20 protein-coding genes, 1 tRNA gene and 3 pseudogenes are annotated in these 20,897 nt (G+C 44.5%); 17 read left to right on the top strand and 7 right to left on the bottom strand.

Annotation, left to right across the window (positions count from 1 at the left end; genetic code table 11):
• Positions 1-686: 686 nt before the first annotated feature.
• The gene (locus H6F66_RS11690) at positions 687-2,357 is read right to left on the bottom strand and encodes an AAA family ATPase (protein WP_190421330.1); all 1,671 of its coding nucleotides are present in this window, start codon (positions 2,355-2,357) and stop codon (positions 687-689) included.
• A gap of 91 nt (positions 2,358-2,448) precedes the next feature.
• Entirely contained in the window at positions 2,449-2,568 is a 120-nt protein-coding gene (locus tag H6F66_RS29310; RefSeq protein WP_347269367.1) for a hypothetical protein, read from the bottom strand.
• Between H6F66_RS29310 and H6F66_RS28355 the strand changes: the two genes are divergently transcribed.
• A complete protein-coding gene (locus H6F66_RS28355; RefSeq protein WP_190421328.1) occupies positions 2,532-2,699 on the top strand; it encodes a hypothetical protein in 168 nt (55 codons plus the stop codon). The two genes, H6F66_RS29310 and H6F66_RS28355, sit on opposite strands and share 37 nt — an antisense overlap.
• A gap of 142 nt (positions 2,700-2,841) precedes the next feature.
• On the opposite strand, the gene H6F66_RS11675 is transcribed toward H6F66_RS28355, so the two are convergent.
• Positions 2,842-2,915, bottom strand: a tRNA-Val gene (locus tag H6F66_RS11675).
• A 206-nt stretch (positions 2,916-3,121) separates the two neighbouring features.
• On the opposite strand from H6F66_RS11675, the gene H6F66_RS11670 reads away from it, so the two are divergent.
• Genes H6F66_RS11670 through H6F66_RS11655 form a run of 4 tightly spaced genes read left to right on the top strand, consistent with a single transcriptional unit; the run spans position 3,122 to position 5,089 of the window.
• Positions 3,122-3,625 carry a DNA recombination-mediator protein A gene (locus H6F66_RS11670; RefSeq protein WP_190421326.1) on the top strand — a complete coding sequence of 168 codons (504 nt, stop codon included), beginning with the start codon at positions 3,122-3,124 and terminating at the stop codon, positions 3,623-3,625.
• A gap of 31 nt (positions 3,626-3,656) precedes the next feature.
• A complete protein-coding gene (locus tag H6F66_RS11665; protein ID WP_190421324.1) occupies positions 3,657-4,073 on the top strand; it encodes an MAPEG family protein in 417 nt (138 codons plus the stop codon).
• 22 nt (positions 4,074-4,095) lie between these two features.
• Complete coding sequence (locus H6F66_RS11660) at positions 4,096-4,587, top strand: YajQ family cyclic di-GMP-binding protein (RefSeq protein ID WP_190421322.1); 492 nt, start codon at positions 4,096-4,098, stop codon at positions 4,585-4,587.
• A 31-nt stretch (positions 4,588-4,618) separates the two neighbouring features.
• Entirely contained in the window at positions 4,619-5,089 is a 471-nt protein-coding gene (locus tag H6F66_RS11655; protein WP_190421320.1) for a DUF202 domain-containing protein, read from the top strand.
• Between the two features lie 62 nt (positions 5,090-5,151).
• On the opposite strand, the gene hemL is transcribed toward H6F66_RS11655, so the two are convergent.
• On the bottom strand, positions 5,152-6,453 hold the full coding sequence (gene hemL, locus H6F66_RS11650) for a glutamate-1-semialdehyde 2,1-aminomutase (RefSeq protein ID WP_190421318.1): 1,302 nt from the start codon (positions 6,451-6,453) through the stop codon (positions 5,152-5,154).
• Positions 6,454-6,595: 142 nt separating this feature from the next.
• On the opposite strand from hemL, the gene H6F66_RS29305 reads away from it, so the two are divergent.
• Positions 6,596-6,700 carry a hypothetical protein gene (locus H6F66_RS29305; protein WP_190421336.1) on the top strand — a complete coding sequence of 35 codons (105 nt, stop codon included), beginning with the start codon at positions 6,596-6,598 and terminating at the stop codon, positions 6,698-6,700.
• Between the two features lie 179 nt (positions 6,701-6,879).
• A complete protein-coding gene (gene hisIE, locus H6F66_RS11640) occupies positions 6,880-7,527 on the top strand; it encodes a bifunctional phosphoribosyl-AMP cyclohydrolase/phosphoribosyl-ATP diphosphatase HisIE (RefSeq protein ID WP_190421316.1) in 648 nt (215 codons plus the stop codon).
• Positions 7,528-7,554: 27 nt separating this feature from the next.
• Here the strand turns inward: hisIE and H6F66_RS11635 are convergent, their stop codons facing one another.
• Entirely contained in the window at positions 7,555-8,823 is a 1,269-nt protein-coding gene (locus tag H6F66_RS11635; protein ID WP_190421314.1) for an MFS transporter, read from the bottom strand.
• Between the two features lie 254 nt (positions 8,824-9,077).
• Here H6F66_RS11635 and H6F66_RS11630 point away from each other — a divergent pair, with 254 nt between their 5' ends.
• From H6F66_RS11630 to H6F66_RS11615, 4 genes are all read left to right on the top strand, one after another.
• Complete coding sequence (locus tag H6F66_RS11630) at positions 9,078-9,257, top strand: chlorophyll a/b-binding protein (protein WP_190421312.1); 180 nt, start codon at positions 9,078-9,080, stop codon at positions 9,255-9,257.
• Between the two features lie 176 nt (positions 9,258-9,433).
• The gene (locus tag H6F66_RS11625) at positions 9,434-10,198 is read left to right on the top strand and encodes a sucrose-phosphate phosphatase (RefSeq protein WP_199295407.1); all 765 of its coding nucleotides are present in this window, start codon (positions 9,434-9,436) and stop codon (positions 10,196-10,198) included.
• A gap of 149 nt (positions 10,199-10,347) precedes the next feature.
• Positions 10,348-10,971, top strand: a complete 624-nt coding sequence (ruvA, locus tag H6F66_RS11620; RefSeq protein ID WP_190421310.1) for a Holliday junction branch migration protein RuvA — start codon at positions 10,348-10,350, stop codon at positions 10,969-10,971.
• Between the two features lie 278 nt (positions 10,972-11,249).
• The gene (locus tag H6F66_RS11615; RefSeq protein WP_190421308.1) at positions 11,250-12,902 is read left to right on the top strand and encodes an alpha-amylase family glycosyl hydrolase; all 1,653 of its coding nucleotides are present in this window, start codon (positions 11,250-11,252) and stop codon (positions 12,900-12,902) included.
• 124 nt (positions 12,903-13,026) lie between these two features.
• Here H6F66_RS11615 and H6F66_RS11610 read toward each other — a convergent pair whose 3' ends face one another.
• A complete protein-coding gene (locus H6F66_RS11610) occupies positions 13,027-13,260 on the bottom strand; it encodes a hypothetical protein (RefSeq protein ID WP_190421307.1) in 234 nt (77 codons plus the stop codon).
• Positions 13,261-13,745: 485 nt separating this feature from the next.
• On the opposite strand from H6F66_RS11610, the pseudogene H6F66_RS11605 reads away from it, so the two are divergent.
• A pseudogene (locus H6F66_RS11605) lies at positions 13,746-14,396 on the top strand (alpha-amylase family glycosyl hydrolase); the annotation flags it as partial.
• 69 nt (positions 14,397-14,465) lie between these two features.
• On the opposite strand, the pseudogene H6F66_RS11600 reads toward H6F66_RS11605, so the two are convergent.
• A pseudogene (locus H6F66_RS11600) lies at positions 14,466-15,486 on the bottom strand (IS4 family transposase).
• Between the two features lie 92 nt (positions 15,487-15,578).
• Between H6F66_RS11600 and H6F66_RS11595 the strand changes: the two are divergent.
• The 5 genes and pseudogenes from H6F66_RS11595 to proB form a co-directional block, all read left to right on the top strand.
• Positions 15,579-16,604, top strand: a pseudogene (locus tag H6F66_RS11595) (alpha-amylase family glycosyl hydrolase); the annotation flags it as partial.
• A gap of 235 nt (positions 16,605-16,839) precedes the next feature.
• The gene (locus tag H6F66_RS11590; RefSeq protein WP_190421305.1) at positions 16,840-17,409 is read left to right on the top strand and encodes a DUF3727 domain-containing protein; all 570 of its coding nucleotides are present in this window, start codon (positions 16,840-16,842) and stop codon (positions 17,407-17,409) included.
• 121 nt (positions 17,410-17,530) lie between these two features.
• Positions 17,531-18,619, top strand: a complete 1,089-nt coding sequence (gene mltG, locus H6F66_RS11585; protein ID WP_190421304.1) for an endolytic transglycosylase MltG — start codon at positions 17,531-17,533, stop codon at positions 18,617-18,619.
• A 180-nt stretch (positions 18,620-18,799) separates the two neighbouring features.
• On the top strand, positions 18,800-19,348 hold the full coding sequence (locus tag H6F66_RS11580) for a YqeG family HAD IIIA-type phosphatase (protein ID WP_190421303.1): 549 nt from the start codon (positions 18,800-18,802) through the stop codon (positions 19,346-19,348).
• A gap of 266 nt (positions 19,349-19,614) precedes the next feature.
• Positions 19,615-20,724: a glutamate 5-kinase gene (proB, locus tag H6F66_RS11575; protein ID WP_190421332.1), complete on the top strand. Its 1,110-nt coding sequence runs from the start codon at positions 19,615-19,617 to the stop codon at positions 20,722-20,724.
• Positions 20,725-20,897: the final 173 nt, after the last annotated feature.

Genomic DNA, 20,897 nt, shown 5'->3' with positions numbered 1-20,897 from the left:
AATTACTGGGGTAAGCTTTACTCATAACGCTCTCTCAGTGCTGTGTACTACATATTCGCAGCTTACACTGAGTGAGCTTTTTTGCTATCTAACCGACTTTTAAAACATCCTCTTAATCCACATTCCTTAGTCAATAAGAATAACCTAACTAAAGGAAGTCAACTACACAAATAGGGTCAAGCTAACCTAAAAATAGACTACTTTCGCTAGTAGGGAAAAAAAATGCAAGACTCAGCATATACTCTCTTCATTATCTTTGGTTGTATTTGGATACTAATGGGAGCCGCAGCAGTGGTCGCAGTCCTCAAATCCGATAATCAAGAACTTCAATTTGGCAAATGGGGACTGATAGTGACTCTCCCGATCGTTATCCCATTTACCCTGGCTCTGCTCTATCAAGTAGCAAGACCATTTATTCTGAAATACCTTTTTTGAAAATTTGGGCTAAATTATAACATCAATTTATTGTTAACTGGAAAAGTTGCGAGGGAATGAATAAGCGCTCGCATCCGTTCATCCTCCGAGGTGTGATCGCATCTAGCAGTTACAGCAGCAGATTGAGGCGTGGGAAACCTTACTAGAGAAGTTAGGAGGGAATGAATGAGCGATCGCACTCTTCAGGCAAAAGGTGATTGCTGCCAGCAATGGTTGCTTTGGTTATGTAGGGCGTGTTATGTAGAGTCGCCTTATGAAGGGATACCTTTCCTATTTGGATTTGTAAACCACTTTTTAATTTCCCCGCAAAAAAGCCATACATCATCATCCGATGGTTTCAAATAATCTTGTGACTCTGGGTCTTCGCCCATTTTCTCAAAGATGTCAATTAGCCAACTTGGCCCATGTCCAGTTGCACCAACAGAAGAAAGCCATGATTCCAATTCGCCCTTGCGTACAACAAACAGACCGTACTCAGCAAGTTTATCAAACAAGTTATTTGCTGCTTCTTTATCACTACCTGAAAGGATATCTACCCCACCGTTACGTTTCATCTCCTTCCCCGTTTCATCAATTTTTTGTTTGACAGCATTTCGCAATCCACCAAGTGATTGATGCTCAAGCTCTGGGACAAAGCCACCTTTGAGAAAGTTTGTCCAATCTCGACCACCATCTTTCAAAATGTCTACATCAACAATTCCAACTGCCGGAATTCCGAGTTCCCTCAATGGTTTAATGATGATTTGAACAGTTTGTTTATTTTGTGCATTGAGAAATAAGCAGTTAGGAATTCCTAATTCTGGCTTGTGACGAAGCAATCGTTCATTAATTTCTTGGTAAAAAGCACGATCTGCATCAGATTCTGTCACAATTACAAATTCGTAAAATAATCCTCCCAGCACACCTGTTGATCGTAATAAAGGATTTCGCATTAAGCGAAGTATATCCGTATTAGACAAAACCCTGGCTGTAGCGACTTCACTACGATACGTCAGTCTAACAATATTGACTGGTGCACCTGACTGTATACATCCCATTACAAAGTTAGGACTGTGAGTTGATACAAAAAGTCTTTTTTCTGAACCTAAGCTGGAAAAAGCAATCTCTTTTCCTAGTTTGAAGGACAAGGAAGGATGTAAAAATGCTTCAGGCTCATCAATTAGAATAATGGCTGGATCACCAGCAACAATTTCTGTAATAATCCCAGTAAAAGCTTTAACTCCATCACTAGCTTGCTCAACTGGAAATGCTTGCGCATGGAATTTTACTGCTTCATCATGAATTCCGCGTTCCTCCATATCTGTGGCAGGTGGACACGAGGCAAGACGAAGCCTAAGCTGTCCAAGGTAAGTTGGATCTATTACAAAATATGTACCAAAAGCATCGTGAATAACTCGTCTAACTTCTTTTCTCTTAGCATCATCGCGGAATAATACTTGGAAGCTAGTTTGAGGTTGTTGTTGAAGATCACCAGCACTTTGCTGTCCTATCAAATTGATTCGACTTCTACCATCTAAAATGAGAGTATTAGATGCAAGATACCACTGACAAAATTGTTGGGGTTGGCTGTTCGTATTCTGGAATGCGTTTAGAAGATGTTGTTTGTGGACTTGATTTCGTGTTCCCCTTTTTCCAACAATTATGTGTTCTGGCAAAAGTCCTTCATTCAAATGTGGCTGAAGAGTAACTTTTGTAATTTTCTCTTCAGCTATCTCAGTTGAAAATGTATCAAATTCAATGCTGTCTAGTATTACGTCTGTTGTATTCCGTTGTCCTGTAGAGCAATAGTAATTAATTTCAGATAGAGCTTTACTTTTTCCAGAGTTGTTGGGGCCTACAAATACAGTTACGGGTGTTGTAACTATTTTTTCTGAAGCTGAACCAAAACCTCTGCCAAACTTTAATTTGATAGTTTTTATCATGAAATGCGATCGCTCCTGCTTCTCTCCCATCCCTAAAGGTTATAACTTACTTCATTCTGGGCTAACCACTGCTTACGATCGCACCAATCACTCACAACCCGCTCCACCCTATACCAAAACACATTAGTAGCATCGCCAGTCGCCGATGAAAATATAAATCCCCTTTGTGTCTGCATGACCCCCAACGATAGCCTAATTCGCGTACCTGCACCGAGTGGGGAGAAGCCCCAATGCTCTTGTCAAGAGCAGCAACCTGTGTATATAAATGGGGCGCAGGTGATCGCTTTCTCTATCTCAAATATCAGTTGTAGCGATCGCTCTTTCGCGTCCAACTCAGCATAAAATGATCAGACAAAGCCATATTATAAATTCTGGGCTTTTCTGTTGCAGTCGTTGGATCGTTGTTGCTGCCATCTCAAAAGTCAACTTTATAAACAGCCAATAAGCGATCGCTACCAAAGCTGTTAAATCTAAACGAGATTAATGGACACAACTGGACTCGAACCAGTGACCCCCACGATGTCAACGTGGTGCTCTAACCAACTGAGCTATGCGTCCGTCCGACGATTTATCAATATAGCATGGCTCTTAGGTAATGTGCAAGGGGAATGGGAAAAGTTAGGAGTGAGGAGTTGTTAATTCAAAACTCAAAACTCATAACTCCTGCCTCCTAAGTTTTTAATTAGCAACAAAACCGCTGAAAGTGAATCGCAACAGTTACTAGGTCTGTTAAAATCTTATGGTCGTTCAGCTAGAAATCGTCTTTGAGCCAATCTATAGACCTACCCAAGGTCGATGCCTTAGCGCAAGAACTTGCGACAATCCAACAAACGGGTGCCAAGCGGATTGCTTTGTTGGGGTCGCGTCATGTTCCCATCACTCACCAGCATCTGATTGAGATGATGAGTTATGCCCTGGTTTTATCCGGCAATCGTCTACTCACTTCCGGTGCTACGGGAACTAATTTAGCCGCCATACGCGGTGCCATGCGTGCCGATGCTAGCCTGCTGACGGTGATTTTGCCCCAAAGTTTGGAACGTCAGCCACGGGAATCGCGGGAACAGTTAGAACAGGTGATGCACTTGGTAGAAAGTCCCGAAAATGACAATCTATCCCTCGCTGAAGCTAGCGCCCTGTGCAATCAAGAGATTGTTTCCCGGTGTCAGCAACTCATCTGTTTTGCGTTTCACGACAGCCACACCCTGCTAAAAACTTGTCAGGATGCGGAAGATCAACGCAAATTGGTGACTTTGTTCTACTTTGATTAAGAGGACGGGTCGCTCTCGTCTCGACAACCAAATGATAAATTTCCCTGTATCAACTGTTTTGTTGGACTGCATTGCCGCAGCCGCAGTCCTGATTTATCTACCATTTTTGGTGGTAGGCTACGCCCGTACTAGCGTGGGGTATGACACGGCGGCACCCCGCGCCATGTTTGACAAGCTGCCTCCCTATGGACAAAGAGCTACCTGGGCGCACCAGAACTCGTTTGAAGCGTTTATGATATTCGCGGCAGCTTCCCTAATGGCTTATGTGGCGGGGGTGAATTCGTCGCTGGCAGCATGGGCAGCGATCGCTTTCGTTGTGGCGAGGTTGTTATACTCTGTTTTTTATATACTGAATGTTCCGCTAGCGCGAAGTCTCATGTTCGCCATCGGCTCCCTATCCAGTGGTACCCTCATTGTATTAAGCCTGCTGCAAGCCAATAGCAATTAACAATTAGCAAACAACTTTTTTTATGGCTGCAACATACTCTTTTGATATTGTCAGCGATTTCGATCGGCAAGAATTAGTTAATGCCGTAGACCAAACCGAACGGGAAATCAAAAGTCGCTTTGACCTTAAAGACACTCAAACAACCATAGAGTTAGGCGAAGAGGCAATTACAGTTAATACCGACAGCGAATTTACTCTGGATGCCGTTCACACAATTTTGCAAACCAAAGCAGCAAAGCGTAATCTGAGCTTGAAAATATTTGATTACGGCAAAGTTGAATCAGCCAGTGGTAATCGCGTTCGCCAGGAAATTAAGCTGCGTAAGGGCATCAGCCAGGAAATAGCCAAACAAATTACCAAATTGATTCGAGACGAATTTAAAAAAATTCAAGGCTCCATTCAAGGCGATTCCGTGCGGGTTTCGGCGAAATCCAAAGATGAACTGCAACAGATAATTCAACGTTTGAAGCAGGAAGATTTGCCAGTTGCCCTACAATTTACCAACTATCGTTAGTACAATGCCCACGATACAAAATTTCATGTAGATGTCGAATGGGCAGGAACCGAAAATTGACCGACAAAGAGAACACCAAGCCAACGAGCGTACCTTCCTGGCTTGGTTGCGAACTTCTATTGCGCTGATTGGATTTGGATTTGCGATCGCTCGTTTTGGTTTATTTCTGCACGAGTTACAATCAGCTGTTACAGGTCAAGGTGCCATCTCCGAACCCTTCATCAGCTCCCAAAGCTTGGGTGTAGGGTTAGTAATTGCTGGCATTCTAATTATCCCATTATCAGCGTGGCGCTACAACCAGGTTTTTTGGCAAATTGAGCGGGGTAACTTTCAGCCTAACCGCCTGATTGTCTGGATAACGGCGGGAATTGTGATGATTGTAGGAGTCTTGAGCATTCCCTTCGTTCTGTGGCGACAACCATCCACTCCTAGTACCCCATCTTCCCGCCGCAGCGAACAACTTGAGAGAAGGATTTTAAACGCAAAGGTACGCAGAGGCTAAGTTTGTTTGCGTTCCTCTGCGATATCCTTTGCCTTACGAGAGCGTTTAAAAAGCAATCATGTCTATAGACTCGACATTACCTCACGCGCAGCTGCCAAAGTGCGGTCAATATCTTCCTCAGTGTGTGCTAAGGAAGTAAACCCAGCCTCAAACTGAGAAGGTGCTAGATAAATGCCACGTTCTAGCATCCCACGATGGAAACGGCTAAACTTGCTCGAATCAGACTTTTTAGCATCTTCGTAGTTGTGGACTGGCCCAGAAGTGAAGAACAAGCCAAACATCCCGCTAATTTGACCGCCACAAGCAGCATGACCAGTTTCCTGGGCAATTTGCAGCAATCCATCGCTGAGCTTTTTGGTAATCCGGTCTAGATTCTCGTAGTTACCCGGTTTTTGCAGCAACTCCAGCGTCTTGATACCAGCAGTCATTGCCAGAGGATTCCCGGAAAGGGTTCCAGCTTGATACACGGGCCCTGCGGGAGCAATCATCGACATAATATCGCGCCGTCCGCCATAGGCTCCCACTGGCAAGCCACCACCGATAATTTTACCCAGCGTTGTCAAGTCGGGAGTGATGCCAAATTTTTCCTGTGCGCCACCGTAAGCAATTCGGAATCCGGTCATCACTTCGTCAAATACAAGTAATGCGCCATTTTCAGAAGTCAGCATTCGCAAGCCTTCCAAGAAACCAGCGTCAGGCGTAATAAAGCCAGCGTTTCCGACCACAGGCTCTAGAATCACGCCTGCAATCTCGTTGGGGTTTTCGGCAAATAAAGTTTTGACGGCTTCTAAATCATTGTAGGGGGCGGTGAGAGTGTTGCTGGTTGCTGCCTTGGGAACGCCAGGAGAGTCGGGTAAGCCAAGGGTAGCAACACCGGAACCCGCTTTTACCAGGAACATATCGGCGTGACCGTGGTAGCAGCCTTCAAATTTAATTACCTTGTCCCGTCCAGTGAAAGCCCGCATCAGGCGCAGAACTGCCATACAAGCTTCTGTCCCAGAGTTGACAAATCGCACCATTTCAATACTGGGTACGGCATCAATTACCATCTCTGCCAGCACGTTTTCCAGCGCTGAGGGCGCACCAAAGCTAGTGCCTTTTTCCAGCGCTTCGTGAAGGGCGCTGATAACTTCTGGATGGGCGTGTCCGCAAATCGCTGGCCCCCAGGTGCCAACGTAGTCGATGTACTGGTTACCATCGACATCCCAAATATATGCTCCTTTTACGCGGTCAAAGACGATGGGTTGTCCTCCCACCGATTTAAACGCCCTTACAGGTGAACTAACGCCTCCTGGCATCAGATTTTGAGCGGCTGCAAATATTTCTTCTGATTTGCTAGTTTTCAAATTTGTTGAAGTAACCAATGCTATTCCCTCCGTTTGATGATAAAATCTCTGCCGCTAGATAGGCGCGAGTATTGATGAAAAAGATTACGTTGTTAAATTATCCTACTGAGGGCAATACCAATTCATTTCCTAGGAAAGAATCAGGATTTAACCCTTAAGTATCCGCTCTCGCCTCTTTGAGGCAGCCCAAGACTTGTATCGGGCTGCGTTCAATGCGGTTCAATGGTACGCAGAAGAGTCTAAAGCTCACAAGGTGGCTCGGTAGGGGTTAGAAGTGAATCGGCAAACCTTAACAGTACCATTGGCAAATGCCTGGAACCAATTTTTGCGCCTTCTTATTAATTTAGCCAAGAATAGGGGTAATTTCTGGGGCAGCAAAATTGTGTTGAACAGCTGGCGGTTGCACAATGATATCTTGTACAAGGCGAGTGTATTATTCTGAAAATGCCAGTTGAACCTTCTGCTTTAAGTCAAGCCATCCCGGTTGATAAAATCCGCTACAACGAGCAGGGACTGGTGAGTGCGATCGCGCAAGATTATCTTGATGGCACTGTGCTAATGATGGCATGGATGAATCGGGAGTCGTTACAAAAAACTCTGGAAACGGGCGAAACATGGTATTGGAGCCGTTCTCGCGGCGAGTTATGGCACAAGGGGGCAACTTCCGGTCATATTCAGAAAATACGAAGTATTCGCTATGACTGCGATAGCGATGCGCTGCTTATCAGTGTGGAACAGGTGGGAGATATTGCCTGTCACACTGGCGAACGCAGCTGTTTTCATCAAGTAGATGGCGAAAAAGTGCCGCCGCCAGCAGATACTTTATCTGAACTGTTTGCGACTATTTCCGATCGCCGCGACAATCCAACTGAAACTTCCTACACTTGCAAGCTATTTGCTGGTGGTGATAACAAGATTTTGAAAAAAATTGGTGAGGAAGCAGCTGAAGTAGTGATGGCTTGCAAGGATGATGACAAGGAAGCGATCGCAGGTGAGGTTGCTGACTTGTTTTATCACACTTTAGTTGCTTTAGCTCATCATCAGGTTGATTTGCGAGACGTATACCGCAAACTACAAGAACGCCGCCAATAGCTTTTTTAAACACAAAGAACCTTGGCGTTACTTTGCGTTTACCTCTGGGTTCTTTGTGTTTAAAACCCGGTTTAGATACTGCAAAATCGCAACTGTGATCGCTATACTTAACGCCAAACCCAGCCAGAAACCATGCGCCACTACTGGCGGTTGATCTAATGCCCAACCACCCAAGGGAGGGCCAATGAAATAGCCAATTGCCCAGCACAGGGAATTTATAGAGAAGTATACGCCACGCTGAGATTCGGGAGCTAAGACTGTAATTAGGGAAGACGCAGAGGGTGTGTAGGAGACGACAGCGATCGCAAACACTCCCATTGCCAAAATTGCCCACAATAGCTGGTTAGATGCGGCTACACCTGTGAACCAAATTAAGCTGAATCCTAAGCCCCAAAATAAGGCGGAAATACACAAAGCGTAGGGATGGCTCAAACGTCTAAATATTCTCACAACTGGCAACTGTAAGATAATTGCTAAGGCTAGGTGCCAGGTAAATAAGGCGCTGATTGTTGTGGGTGAGAAACCTTTCCCAGATCCTACAAGCAAGAAATTGCTGAAGTACAGCGGCATTGTACTTTGGGTTTGAGAGATATAGGTGGTAAAAATGATATTAACTAAGCAAAAAATTAACAGACGGCGATCGCGCAGTGCGGATGTCCAACTGCTTAATGCTTGTTGTTCCTGTTCTCCTGGCTTGTAAGTTTCTGCGATCGCTACATAAATCACCCCAAAGAACACCACAAACGAAATTGCATCAATTACAAACAGCTCTCGATAAGCTCCCGTTGTGCCGATTAATACACCTCCCAATACAATTCCTATTCCCAAACCCAGGTTATCTGCCAGCCGCGTTATTGCATAAGCTTCATTTCGTTGTTCTCCCTGGGTTAAATCTGCTACTACTGACTCAGTAGCCGGCCAGTATAAACCCATGCCCATACCCATGAGCAAGTTACCCACAACAAAAATGTAAAAATCGTTGCTAATAGCTAATACAAGTGAAGCAACTGCCGAAACCGCTGCTGAAAGTAACAGCGTGCGCCTGCGTCCCCAAAACTGTGAATCCGCAAACGAACCGCCCAAAATGCGCCCAAGTACGCCAGAAATGGAGGCACTACCCAAGCCAATGCCTACTTGAGTGGCGGATAGCCCCACTTGATTCACAAAAAAGATGGGGGCGTAAAACAAAGTAAAGCCAGTGCCGACTCCTGATAAAAATCGCCCAGCAGCAAGAATCCAAACTTGAGAATTTAGCTGAGGCAACCAGGAAGGTGTGGGTTTGCGAAAAAATTTCATGCCCAAAGGGTAAATTAATCGAGCTTATAAAGATAATCCTTTTCACAAAAGCACGTCTAGCGCATCGCTTAAATTGAGGAATTGCTTAAATTGAGCAAAATTAACTTTCTCCGGGTGATAAAGATAGTTTTAACTGCTGGTGCGATCGCTTGCAGTCTCTACCCTAAGATAGAGAACACTTTCCCCGGTCAACGTTACATTTAGTTACATAAGCATATAAAGCTTAACAAAGTAGCGAAACCGGAGTTTCCACCATGCAAGAGACAAAAACAATAACACCTCCCGTGATGGATGACCGCAACGCTTGGAGATATGGCTTCAATCCTCAAGCCGAAATTTGGAACGGGCGGCTAGCTATGATTGGCTTTTTAGCCGCTGCTCTTATCGAAATCTTTTCAGGTCAAGGTTTTCTGCACTTCTGGGGCTTGATCTAGAATCAATTTTGCTTAACGTCTGGCATCATGTAACCTCAATTTCCAACCTGGGAGTGTTTTGAATACTTCCAGGTTTTTTTATTGTTAATTGAAAAGATGGATAGTGCGATTTTTACTGCATAACGCCATTAATAGCGCCTGCATAGAAAAATAATCCAAAAATCAAATCCGTAGCCATGAGCGATGTGAACGTGAAGCCATTTCTATTTGTGACCGATTTAGACAATACTTTAGTGGGTGATGACGACGCTCTGGCAGAATTGAACCGCCACCTGAGTAAGCATCGTGAAGAATGCGGAACTAAGATTGTTTATGCCACGGGGCGATCGCCTCTCCTCTACCAGGAACTCGCAACTGAAAGAGAGTTAATAGAACCTGATGTTTTGGTTCTATCTGTGGGTACGGAAATTTATCATAACGGCAGCGATAAGCCAGATCCCGATTGGATAAAACGCCTTTCGCAAAATTGGGATCGCGATCGCGTCGTTGCCACCACCGCACACTTTTCTGACCTAGTTCCCCAGCCACAATCAGAACAAGGCCCTTTCAAAGCTAGTTACTTCCTCAGTCCGGAAGCCGCAGTTGAAGTTCTCCCCCAGCTTGAAGATTTATTGCAAGAGCGAGGGCTGGATGTCAAACTCGTTTATAGCAGTGGCAAAGACTTGGACATTCTACCTCGCTACGGTAACAAAGGAGCTGCAACAGCTTTTCTGCGGGAAAGCTTTGGAATCTCTCCGCTTCAAACCGTTGTCTGTGGTGATTCTGGCAACGATTTGTCTATGTTTGAGTCAGGTGAAACACGGGGAATCATTGTCGGTAATGCTCAGCCAGAACTGCTGAAGTGGCATCAAGCCAATCCTTCTGACAATCGCTATTTTGCTAAAGCCTATTGTGCTGGAGGTATTCTAGAAGGTCTGAAGAACTTTGGCTTTTTAGGATAGAATCCTGCCAAAAATGCCCTCAGACTAAAGTTAGGCGCTACATAAACCAAGCCGTAGCGAGAGCAGACTGGCATCGGCTAATATTAAAAGTCCGCCCAGGCGGACTTTGTACGCCAAAGCCGCGACTTTAGTCGTCGGGATACAACCCCATGATCGCTTATCTCAAAGGAACGGTAGCTGGTATCCAGAAAAGCACCGCCAATCGCATTATTCTAATTCTGGAAGTTAATCAAATTGGATACGAACTGCAAGTCCCTCCGACCCTGGTGAATAAGTTACCAGCAGCAGGAGAAACCGTTCAAGTCTTTACGCACCAGCAAATTCGGGAAGACCAAATCACCCTGTATGGCTTTGCCTCGGCAGCCGAACGGGATTTGTTTCGCGCCCTTTTAAGCGTAAGTGGCATTGGTGCCAGAGGTGCGATCGCCCTCTTAGACACTCTGGGACTGCAAGACTTAGTGCAAGCGATCGTCAATGGTAACACTCGCGCCTTAGCTAAGACTCCCGGTATCGGTGCCAAAACCGCAGAACGTCTAGCATTAGAACTCAAAACCAAACTTGCAGAATGGCGACAATCTGCTGGCGCTGCCAGCGTCGCAGTTGGGCCTCCACCAGGAATTTTAGAAGATGTGGAGATGACACTACTTGCCTTGGGATATAGCGGCAGTGAGGTTGTCCAAGCACTTTCTGCTGTGAGTCAAGACGCGCTGCTGGCTAAAAGCCAAAATGCAGAAGATTGGATCAGACACGCGATCGCCTGGTTGAGTTTGTAACATATAACCCACTAGCCCACGCAGGCTGGCTTTCTTTATTTAGCCGCGACTTCTAGTCGTCCGGCTTTTTTTTATGGCGCGATCGCTTCTTTATTTCCCCATATTCAGCATTAATTGCCAAAATACCTCCTAAATCACCTTTAGTTTCTATTACCTCTTATTCCCTAATAATTATTCCCGATAAAGCCATTTTCTATCTCAAGATTGATTCCCAAGCGAGATGAAGACGTGGAAAATACTGTTGTAGGCAATTTTTACCCGAAATTCCAGACACTTATATGGCAACTTCCATTGAATTTAATTTATTTGCACCCTATAACAAAGGAGCAGCTTTAATAGGTGATTTTTCTAATTGGGAAGACATCCCAATGGAAAAAGGTAAAGATGGTTATTTTCGTACCAAAGTTGAGTTAGAAGATGGAGTTTATCAATATAAATTCCGCGTCCAATCAAAATCATGGTTTTTTGAACCGGATCAATGGATAGACGTTGTTGACCCCTACGCGACAGATATTGATAACCCTACCCAAAACGGTGTTGTACGCATTAAAGATGGTGAAAAAATTGTTGATACCTACGTTTGGCAGCATGACGATAAACCACTGCCTGCGGATAAAGAATTAGTTATTTATGAACTGCACATAGGCAATTTTTCGGGTGGGGAAGGTGACAAACACTCCAGAGGCAAATATAAACACGTTGTTGAGAAGTTAGATTACCTCACCGACCTGGGAGTTAACGCCATTGAATTGATGCCAGTCAAAGAGTATCCGGGCGATCATAGCTGGGGCTATAACCCCCGCTATTTTTTTGCCACAGAATCCAGTTATGGCACAACAGAAGGCTTAAAGCATCTGATTGATGAGTGTCATGCCCGTGGGATTCGTGTCATCATGGACGGGATTTATAACCACTCAGAAGCCGAAAGTCCGCTAACGCAAATTGACCACGATTATTGGTATCACCACTCGCCGCGTGACCCAGATAATAACTGGGGGCCAGAGTTTAATTACGAATTTTACGACGAAAATCTGGACACCTTCCCAGCCCGCAAATTTGCTGGTGACACTATACGTTTTTGGATTGAAGAGTATCACATTGATGGGCTTCGTTTTGATGCTGCCCGACAAATTGCTAACTACGACTTTATGCACTGGGCAGTTCAAGAAGCCAAAAAAGCTGCTGGCATGAAACCGTTTTACAGTGTTGCCGAACACATTCCGGAAACTACCAGCATCACAAATGTAGATGGCCCGATGGATGCCTGCTGGCACGATAGTTTCTATCACTGCATTCTCGAACATATCTGCGGCGACACTTTTGATTTAGAACGCCTCAAAGATGTGATTGATTGCAAACGGCAAGGCTTTATGGGTGCCACCAATGTCGTCAATTACCTAACAAATCATGACCATAATCATGTATTAGCAGAATTAGGCGAGCGCGGCATTTTGGGAGAGGAAGCGTTTAAGCGGAGAAAGTTGGGATCTGTCATCAATATGACAGCAGTTGGAGTCCCTCTCCTCTGGATGGGTGAAGAGTTTGGCGAGTACAAGTACAAAACAACTGAACAAGCAAAGATTGATTGGACTCTACTAGGTCATGACGAAAATCGTGGTCTGTTTGAGTTTATGAAAGGGTTAATTCATCTTCGTAAAAACAATCATGCCCTCTACACCGAGAACATTGATTTCATTCATGAAAGCCCTGAAGCTAAAGTATTAGCTTACAGCCGATGGAATGGTGAAGGTTCCCGTGTAGTTGTCGTAGCGAATTTCTCCGACAACTTCCTTGGTGGGTATCACGTTCCTAACTTCCCAGAAGCAGGAACATGGCACGAGTGGACGGGTAATTATGATGTTGAAGCTGGGGAAGAAGGTATTATAACTGACTTGGGATCTTACGAAGCCAAGGTGTTTGTTTGGCAGTAACTCAGCAAATGTAAATCAACAGCCGCCTGAAATAAGTTTTAATAAATTTCTTCAGGCGGCTGTGAAGATTACAATAAAAAATCTTCCACTTGCTTTTACGTTTGGTTAAAATCAGCGGATGACTTTAAGCACTTTTCAGTTGCTGTCCCGGCATACTAGCTACTAAGTTCCATCTGGCGGACATTAATTTCTGATAGGTTGCCCAGCCCTTAGAACCTCCAGGGATTTCGTAGTCTGGTACAGCATATTCCGGAAAAGCTGTATAAGGTCGCCACGGCTGATTAGGTGCAGTTCGTAAGTGCAATATTTTCTCCCCAGTCGTTCCCATTACAGGCAACCAGCACATTTGTTTCATCACGTCACACTCCTTAACTTCAATCAGGTAAAATTTACTTTTTAAACAAGTCGCGAGTAGACAATAAGCGCTGCAAAGCGATGAGCCAGGATGATGAAACCAACACCAATGCTAAGGGTAGAGATAAGAGGAATCCATTGTAATTTATTCATATTTCAGCTCCTTTGAGCTGATATTCTATGTCCCAATCCTCTCCATTCACTCCTTGAATCACCTCTCTCTAGAGCGTTATTTATTCTCTTTGAATAACTCTATCTAAAGTTTTAAAAGCCTTGGTATTTATACGACACTGCGATAATAATCCAGAGAGTAAATAATATTGTATTCATTATTACAATTTGCTTTGAGTATAAGTATTTCTTTAGGTATATAAGCTGAATTATTATTAAAATTTAATTTAACTTAAAGAAATACTGTAACTTAAGTTAAAAACTTTAGGAAAAAATTGCAAGTTTTAACTTAAGTGATTTACATCAAAAAAAGGTTACATGGCAAGCTCAATTGAATTTAACTTGTTTGCTCCTCGGAACAAAGCGATCGCGTTGATTGGCTCTTTCTCTGAATGGCAAGAAATACCGATGGAAAAAGGTGAGGATGGTTACTTCCGCACCAATGTAGAACTGGAAGATGGGGTTTATCAATATAAATTCCGCGTCCAAACCAAAAGCCCGAATTTTGAACCGGATCAATGGGTGGATGTTATAGATCCCTACGCGACAGATGTGGATGAAGAGCGAAAACAGGGCGTGGTGCGGATAAAAGATGGCAAAAGGATAGTTGATACTTATGTCTGGCAACACGACGATACATTGTTGCCTAATAATCATGAAATAGTCATCTATGAAATGCACGTTGCAGATTTTTCTGGCGGTGAGGGCGATCCTCACAAACGGGGGAAATATGTGGACGCGATCGCTAAATTAGATTACTTGAGTGAACTGGGAATAAATGCCATCGAATTAATGCCAGTGAATGAGTATCCTGGTGATTATAGCTGGGGGTATAAAGTCCGCCATTTCTTCGCTACAGAATCCAGCTATGGCTCGACAGAAGATTTGAAGCGGTTTATTGACGAGTGTCATGGTAGAGGTATTCGCGTTTTCATCGATGGAATTTATAACCATACAGATGAAGAATGCCAGAAACGTTGAACTACGATACAAAACTTTACATAATTAGATATACTCTTCCTATTTGAGAACTTTTAGTTAACATTGGGTTAACTTAGTCATCCAATGGATATAGCTGATTTCTTGACACATACATGCCTGAAGATAGCGAAGTTTATCGAGTAGCTTTTGCCCCCATTGTTGAGGAATTTCTATAAGTTGCAATATCAAATAAGCAATTAAGGTGGCATAAATTTGTATGGCGATGCCGTTGATATTTTTAGTAATCAGTTTGTCCAGCTTTAAGTGCATCTTGAGAAACTTCCATAACAGTTCAATTCCCCAACGATATCGGTAAATTTCCCTGACCTCTTCGTCACTGACAGCCAGTTCTCCATCGTGAGGGAGATTAGTGACAAAGCGATACTCGCTTTTCGTCTCCAAATCACAAAAATTGATAACTCTGTAAACTCCTGATTTCTTACCTGTTCCGACTTTATATAATCCGGTTTCGGGGTCGAAGTCTAATTTCCAACTATTACTAATTCTCAGGACAAAATACTTATTTTGCTCGGAGAGCTGCTTGATATACTCGCTTGCCAGCGAACCCTCTATCCATTACTTCTACGCCGTTTGGTGGAAGCGCATCTATCATCTCTTGCCCGTAGTTATAGTCATGGTCGTAGCCAAAGTTAATTAAGTTTTCTTCCGGAAGTCCGCTGGATAAATTCAAAGAACTCAACAATTTGACTTGGTGATATCCTTGCAGCCAAAACAACTTACTGGTTAACGTAATAATTGTCGAATCAATCGGGCAAATTAAATAGTTCTTTAACTTCTGGGAAAGAGATTTTTTCTGGGCAAGCCGGCAAAGGTTTTGATAAATTTCGATAAATGGTTTTTGGCTTCTATGCACATTAGCTTTAGAGAAAGTGGAAATATCTACGGGGAAGCCTGTATGATTTAATCGCTTAAATAAGCCCCTCATGGTCGTCAAGCTTTGATCTAAGGTAAAACCCAACCAGAACTTAACAAATAACCGTGTATTCAGGACAGGATAATCATTTTCGGGCAGAGGAGCCAGCAGGTTTTTGACAAGCTTCGGGAACGAATGTATCATGGATGCTAATAGTAATTAATTCAGATTAGCCCAAAATCTATCATGGTTTTGGGTTAATTTTAATGAGAGTTTCTTAACATTCAACATTTTTGGAAGAATGCCCTTTAATGCTCATAGACCGGAATTACTGGTACTACGAGAATATGCACTATCCAGAAGATCCTGCGAACTATTGGGGGCCAGAGTTTAACTATGACAACTACGACGGAAACTTAGATATCAAACCTGCCTGGAAATACGTCGGGGATGTGGTGCGTTACTGGGTTCAGGAGTATCACATTGATGGTATTCCTTTTGATGCCCTGCGCCAATTGGCTAACTATGAATTTATGGATTGGCTTGCTAAACAAGCGAAAAAAAATACTGCACCGAAGCCGTTTTACAACATTGCCGAACACATTCCCGATACAAACACTGTAGTTTATCCACAAGGGCCATTAGATGCCTGTTGGCATGAAAGTTTCCGCTACTTTGTGGTTCCGCATATTTGTGGTGAAACATTTGAATTAGAAAAGCTCAAAGAGGTATTAGACCCAAAACGACAGGGTTATACGGCTGCTACGAATGTGGTGAATTATTTGGCAACTCACGATCGCGAACACCTGATGAGAGAGTTAGGCGATCGCGGTATTTTTGGCGAAGCCGCATTTGGACGAGCCAAGTTAGCAGCTATTCTGTTAATGACGGCGATGGGTGTACCGATGCTGTGGATGGGAGAAGAGTTTGGCGAACACGAGCGCAAAAGTGAAACAGTGACTCAGCCAAATAAAATAGCATGGCCTTTGTTGTCAAAAGATTTGAATCGGGATTTGTTTGAGTATTACAAAAAATTAATCGCCCTCCGCAAACAAAATCTAGCTCTTTGTAGCAATAACATTGATTTTTTCTACGAAAACCCAGAGGAAAAAGTTCTAGCTTACGTCCGCTGGAATGATGAGGGTTCCCGTGTTGTCGTCGTGGCAAATTTCTCAGATAAATTTCTGTCGGGGTATCGCCTTCCTAACTTCCCTGCCTCTGGGACGTGGCAAGATTGGATGGGTGACACCCAGGTCGAAGCCAGTGAAGATGGCTTGAGCATCGACCTGCCAGAGTACGCAGCGAAGGTGTTAGTCATTTAATTCTCTAAGAGGGATTTAGATCCCTGTCCTGCTAAATTTCTACACCCATTTACGGATAGGTCTATTGACATAATAAAATTGGACAGGTTAATCAGCGAGTATTTAGTAGCTTCTAACTTTTGGTTACTAACGTCGTGATATCCTGATTTTTGCAAGCTGCTTCCTCAATGTGTAAAAACTTTGGGGAGTGCAGTTTCAAAGTCCACAATCCAGAGTCGATAGCAGCATATCTGCAATGTTCTCATCCCAACCCCCTGACGAGAATGGATCTTCAGTGCCAGCCGTCTCGCTGACCGATGAATCCGGGCGATCGCTTAGTTGTTACATTGAACATTCCATAGAGGTAGAAGGTGAAGAATACGTCATCCTCCTGCCGATAGATTCACCTGTAGAAATTGTTGCCTGGGACGAGGACAAGGAGGAAGAAGAAGCCACCTTGGTCGAAGACGAAGCCGAAATTGACGAAATCTTTTCTACGGCTCAAGCAGTCTTGGCAGAAAGAAATCTGGACTTAAAGCGGACAGCATTTGCCCTGACTGTAGCCGGGGAATTGCCTGCTGTTGATGAGGACGAAATCCTCACATTGGAAATTGAGGATGAAGATACTCAGTTGGAACCAGAGGAATTTCAGAAACTCGCCAGCTTCTACCACAAGGAACAAGAGTATACAATTTACACTCCTTTAGATCCGTTGTTGTTGTTTGCTCGTATTAACGAAGCGGGTGAACCAGAGTTACTTTCTCCAGAGGAATTTAAAAAAGTGCAACCGATACTAGAAGATCAACTGTTTGATGACATGGAATAAACACCCAAAGTGATGAGTTATGAGTAATGAGTGAGGAGTTAAATTAGAATTTTAAAATTCAAAACTCAACACTCAAAATTCATAACTTTTCTTCACGCAGGGGTTGTTACCCGCAATCAAGATGAAAGCAATCCAACGCATCTCCAAATGGACATTTCTCGCCCTCATACCTGTAGTACTGGGAGTCGGTACATGGCAGGGCTGGGCATGGTGGAGTTGGGCGAGTGGGCCTCCTGTGACTCAAACTCAATCACCTTCCTCTGCTGAACAAAAAGACGCATTGCTGCAAATCCGCATACCGCAAGGAACTTCGAGCCAGCAAATAGGCAAGGATTTAGAAGCAGCAGGTTTGATTCGCTCGGCTGAAGCTTGGGATCTCTGGGCATATTGGTTGCGATGGCAAAAGCGACCAGGTGGGTTTCAAGCCGGGACTTACCAACTCTCACCTACTGAGCCGCTATCTGCGATCGCGGATAAAATTTGGACTGGCGAAGTGGTACAGCTAAGTTTCACCATCCCGGAAGGATGGTCGCTAACTCAAATGGCTGCATACTTTGAATCACAAGGATTTTTCAAAAGCCAAGATTTCTTAGCAGCCGTTACTCAGATTCCTCTAAACCAATATCCCTGGCTTCCAAATAAGGTGCCTCATCTGGAAGGTTTTTTGTATCCGGATACCTACAAGCTAAATGGCGATCGCGTCACTCCAGAGGCAATTATCAAACAAATGCTCGATCGGTTTGAGTCGGTCGCACTTCCCCTCTATCAACAAGGCGAACAGAAACCAGCGCTAACCCTTCTTGAGTGGGTAACATTGGCAAGCATCGTCGAAAAAGAAGCGGTAATTCCTACCGAACGCCGTCTGATTGCTGGTGTCTTCACTCGACGCCTCAAACAGGGAATGAGACTTGAAACCGACCCTACTGTTGAGTACGGATTGGGCATTCGGCAAACTGCGGATCAGCCACTGACTTTTGCTCAAGTAAAAACTGCCTCTCCTTACAATACTTACCTCAACCCAGGATTACCTCCTACTCCCATCGCTAGCCCTGGCTTAGCTAGTCTGAAAGCAGCTCTGAATCCGGAAAAAACAGATTACGTATTTTTTGTAGCTCGTTACGATGGCACTCACGTTTTTAGTCGAACAGTACAAGAACACGAAGCCGCGAAAAATGCTATTCGCAGACAACGACAACAACAAAATCAGTAGTCATTGGATACTGGCTATAAGCTAATGGCTAATAGCAAGAATAATCAGCTTTTAGCCATTAGCCACTGACAAAAATCTCACAACTCACCCATACCCCCATAAGTCTAAATTCCCTGGATTGTTCGTGGAGTCTGAAGAGTTCCCAGTCCCCAGTCCCCAGCCCCCATTCCCCATACTTTTATGTCCTTGATAGCACCGTTACAACCTGACTTAATTTTGGGTAAACCAATTTTGAGTCTCACGCCGGAAATCCTCCAGCAATATCATCTCAAAGGTTTAGTGTTGGATGTCGATGAAACGCTAGTACCACTCTCGGTAGCGCAAGCCTCTGAAGAACTCGTGCAGTGGGTGGCACAAATTAGAAATGTGGCAACGTTGTGGCTGGTGAGTAATAACCTCAGTGAAAGCCGGATTAGCGGCATCGCCAAGTCGTTAAACCTGCCTTATATTACCAGTGCAGCCAAACCTTCTCGACGCAAGTTGAGGCAAGCTGTTACTGCCATGAACTTGCCAGTTGAACAGGTGGCGATGGTAGGCGATCGCTTATTCACAGATGTCCTAGCAGGTAACAGACTAGGTATGTTTACTATTCTCGTGGAGCCGATGGTTGACCCCTCAGTTGCCGCGAAATACTACCCAGTCCGCACTGTTGAAGTCTGGATATCTCAAGCCTTGGGCGTTTCTCTCCACGCAAAGCAACAAAACTTTAAAAACCCTGACAAATCATGAGAAAGGGAAATATAAAAAAATAATTATGAAATCAATTATTGTCAAATTTTCCTGGCATTATAATTATGGTTCAAGTGGGGTCAGCGCATATAAAGACCCTAAAAATAAATCCCCGTAAATACCTGCGTAAAACGCCAGTTCCTCGTATAAGAGGAACTGGCGTTTTACAATTTTGGATAGGGAATTGGGAATTGCAAGGAATCTTACCCAGTTCTCAGCCCCCAGTCCCTAGTTCCCAGTCTCCAGTCCCCAGTCCCCAGCCCCCAGTGTCTCAAACCCTCGTTGTAAAAATTGGTACTTCCAGCCTGACATCGCCAGAAACAGGTAATCTGGCACTTTCCACGATAGCCGCCTTAGTAGAAAGCCTCACGGAGTTGCGGCGGCAAGGTCATAACGTAGTACTGGTATCTTCCGGTGCTGTGGGAGTTGGTTGCGCTAGATTGGGATTACGCGATCGCCCCCGGACGCTGGCACTAAAACAAGCTGTAGCAGCGGTAGGTCAGGGACGGCTGATGCGGGTGTACGATGATTTGTTTACCACCTTGCAACAACCTATTGCCCAAGTTCTCCTTACCCGCAGTACCTTTAGAGAACGCACGGCGTATATTAACGCCTCCAACACCTTTCGGGAACTGCTGCGGCTGGGCGTGATTCCTGTGGTGAACGAGAATGACACCGTAGCAGTAGATGAACTGAAATTTGGGGATAACGATACCCTCTCAGCCTTAGTAGCCAGCTTGATAGAAGCAGATTGGCTGTTTTTAATGACCGATGTAGATCGACTTTACTCTGCCGATCCGCGCCAAGTACCAGACGCGCAGCCGATAACTCTCGTGAACCACATTGATGAGTTAGAAGAATTACAAGTGCAAACAGGCGATCGCGGTTCTGCGTGGGGTACTGGTGGCATGGTTACAAAAATTACTGCTGCCCGCATTGCCACCAGCGCCGGCGTGCGGACAGTAATTACAGAAGGACGATTTCCCGGTAACATCCAGAAAATTTTGCAGGGAGAACCCATCGGCACCCAGTTTGAACCCCGCGACACAGCGGGAAATGCCCGGAAGCGCTGGATAGCTCATGGTTTGATTCCATCTGGCAAACTGATGCTAGATGAGGGAGCGATCGCGGCAATTTCGCAAGCCGGAAAATCCCTCTTAGCTGCTGGCATTACCGCAGTCGAAGGAGACTTCCAGGCATCAGATGCCGTAAAGCTGTGCGACCAACAAGGGCGGGAAATCGCCAGAGGGCTTGTGAACTACAGCAGCGACGAGCTACAGATGGTTCGCGGACACCGCTCAGAAGAAATTCCCACCATCTTAGGCTACACCGGAGCCGAAACCGTCGTCCATCGAGATAATCTCGTCATTAGTTAACCTGAGTTCGGGTTAAGCAGAAGGAAGGAAAAACGCATTGATATTGAGAGAGGGCTTCTTAGAGGATGTTTTAAAAGTCGGTTAGATAGCAAAAAAGCTCACTCAGTGTAAGCTGCGAATATGTAGTACACAGCACTGAGAGAGCGTTATGAGTAAAGCTTACCCCAGTAATT

This window comes from Trichocoleus sp. FACHB-6 (assembly GCF_014695815.1).
Classification (GTDB): Bacteria; Cyanobacteriota; Cyanobacteriia; order Cyanobacteriales; family FACHB-T130; genus Funiculus; species Funiculus sociatus.
This window is presented reverse-complemented; position numbering and strand designations above follow the sequence as displayed.

Coding starts and splice junctions, on each gene's coding strand:
- ruvA (WP_190421310.1), top strand. CDS start 10,348: ATGATCGCTTATCTCAAAGGAACGGTAGCTGGTATCCAGAAAAGCACC.
- H6F66_RS11660 (WP_190421322.1), top strand. CDS start 4,096: ATGGCTGCAACATACTCTTTTGATATTGTCAGCGATTTCGATCGGCAA.
- H6F66_RS11690 (WP_190421330.1), bottom strand. CDS start 2,357: ATGATAAAAACTATCAAATTAAAGTTTGGCAGAGGTTTTGGTTCAGCT.
- H6F66_RS11590 (WP_190421305.1), top strand. CDS start 16,840: ATGTTCTCATCCCAACCCCCTGACGAGAATGGATCTTCAGTGCCAGCC.
- H6F66_RS11580 (WP_190421303.1), top strand. CDS start 18,800: ATGTCCTTGATAGCACCGTTACAACCTGACTTAATTTTGGGTAAACCA.
- hisIE (WP_190421316.1), top strand. CDS start 6,880: ATGCCAGTTGAACCTTCTGCTTTAAGTCAAGCCATCCCGGTTGATAAA.
- H6F66_RS11615 (WP_190421308.1), top strand. CDS start 11,250: ATGGCAACTTCCATTGAATTTAATTTATTTGCACCCTATAACAAAGGA.
- H6F66_RS28355 (WP_190421328.1), top strand. CDS start 2,532: ATGACCCCCAACGATAGCCTAATTCGCGTACCTGCACCGAGTGGGGAG.
- H6F66_RS11655 (WP_190421320.1), top strand. CDS start 4,619: ATGTCGAATGGGCAGGAACCGAAAATTGACCGACAAAGAGAACACCAA.
- H6F66_RS11635 (WP_190421314.1), bottom strand. CDS start 8,823: ATGAAATTTTTTCGCAAACCCACACCTTCCTGGTTGCCTCAGCTAAAT.
- H6F66_RS11630 (WP_190421312.1), top strand. CDS start 9,078: ATGCAAGAGACAAAAACAATAACACCTCCCGTGATGGATGACCGCAAC.
- mltG (WP_190421304.1), top strand. CDS start 17,531: ATGAAAGCAATCCAACGCATCTCCAAATGGACATTTCTCGCCCTCATA.
- H6F66_RS11625 (WP_199295407.1), top strand. CDS start 9,434: ATGAGCGATGTGAACGTGAAGCCATTTCTATTTGTGACCGATTTAGAC.
- H6F66_RS11665 (WP_190421324.1), top strand. CDS start 3,657: ATGATAAATTTCCCTGTATCAACTGTTTTGTTGGACTGCATTGCCGCA.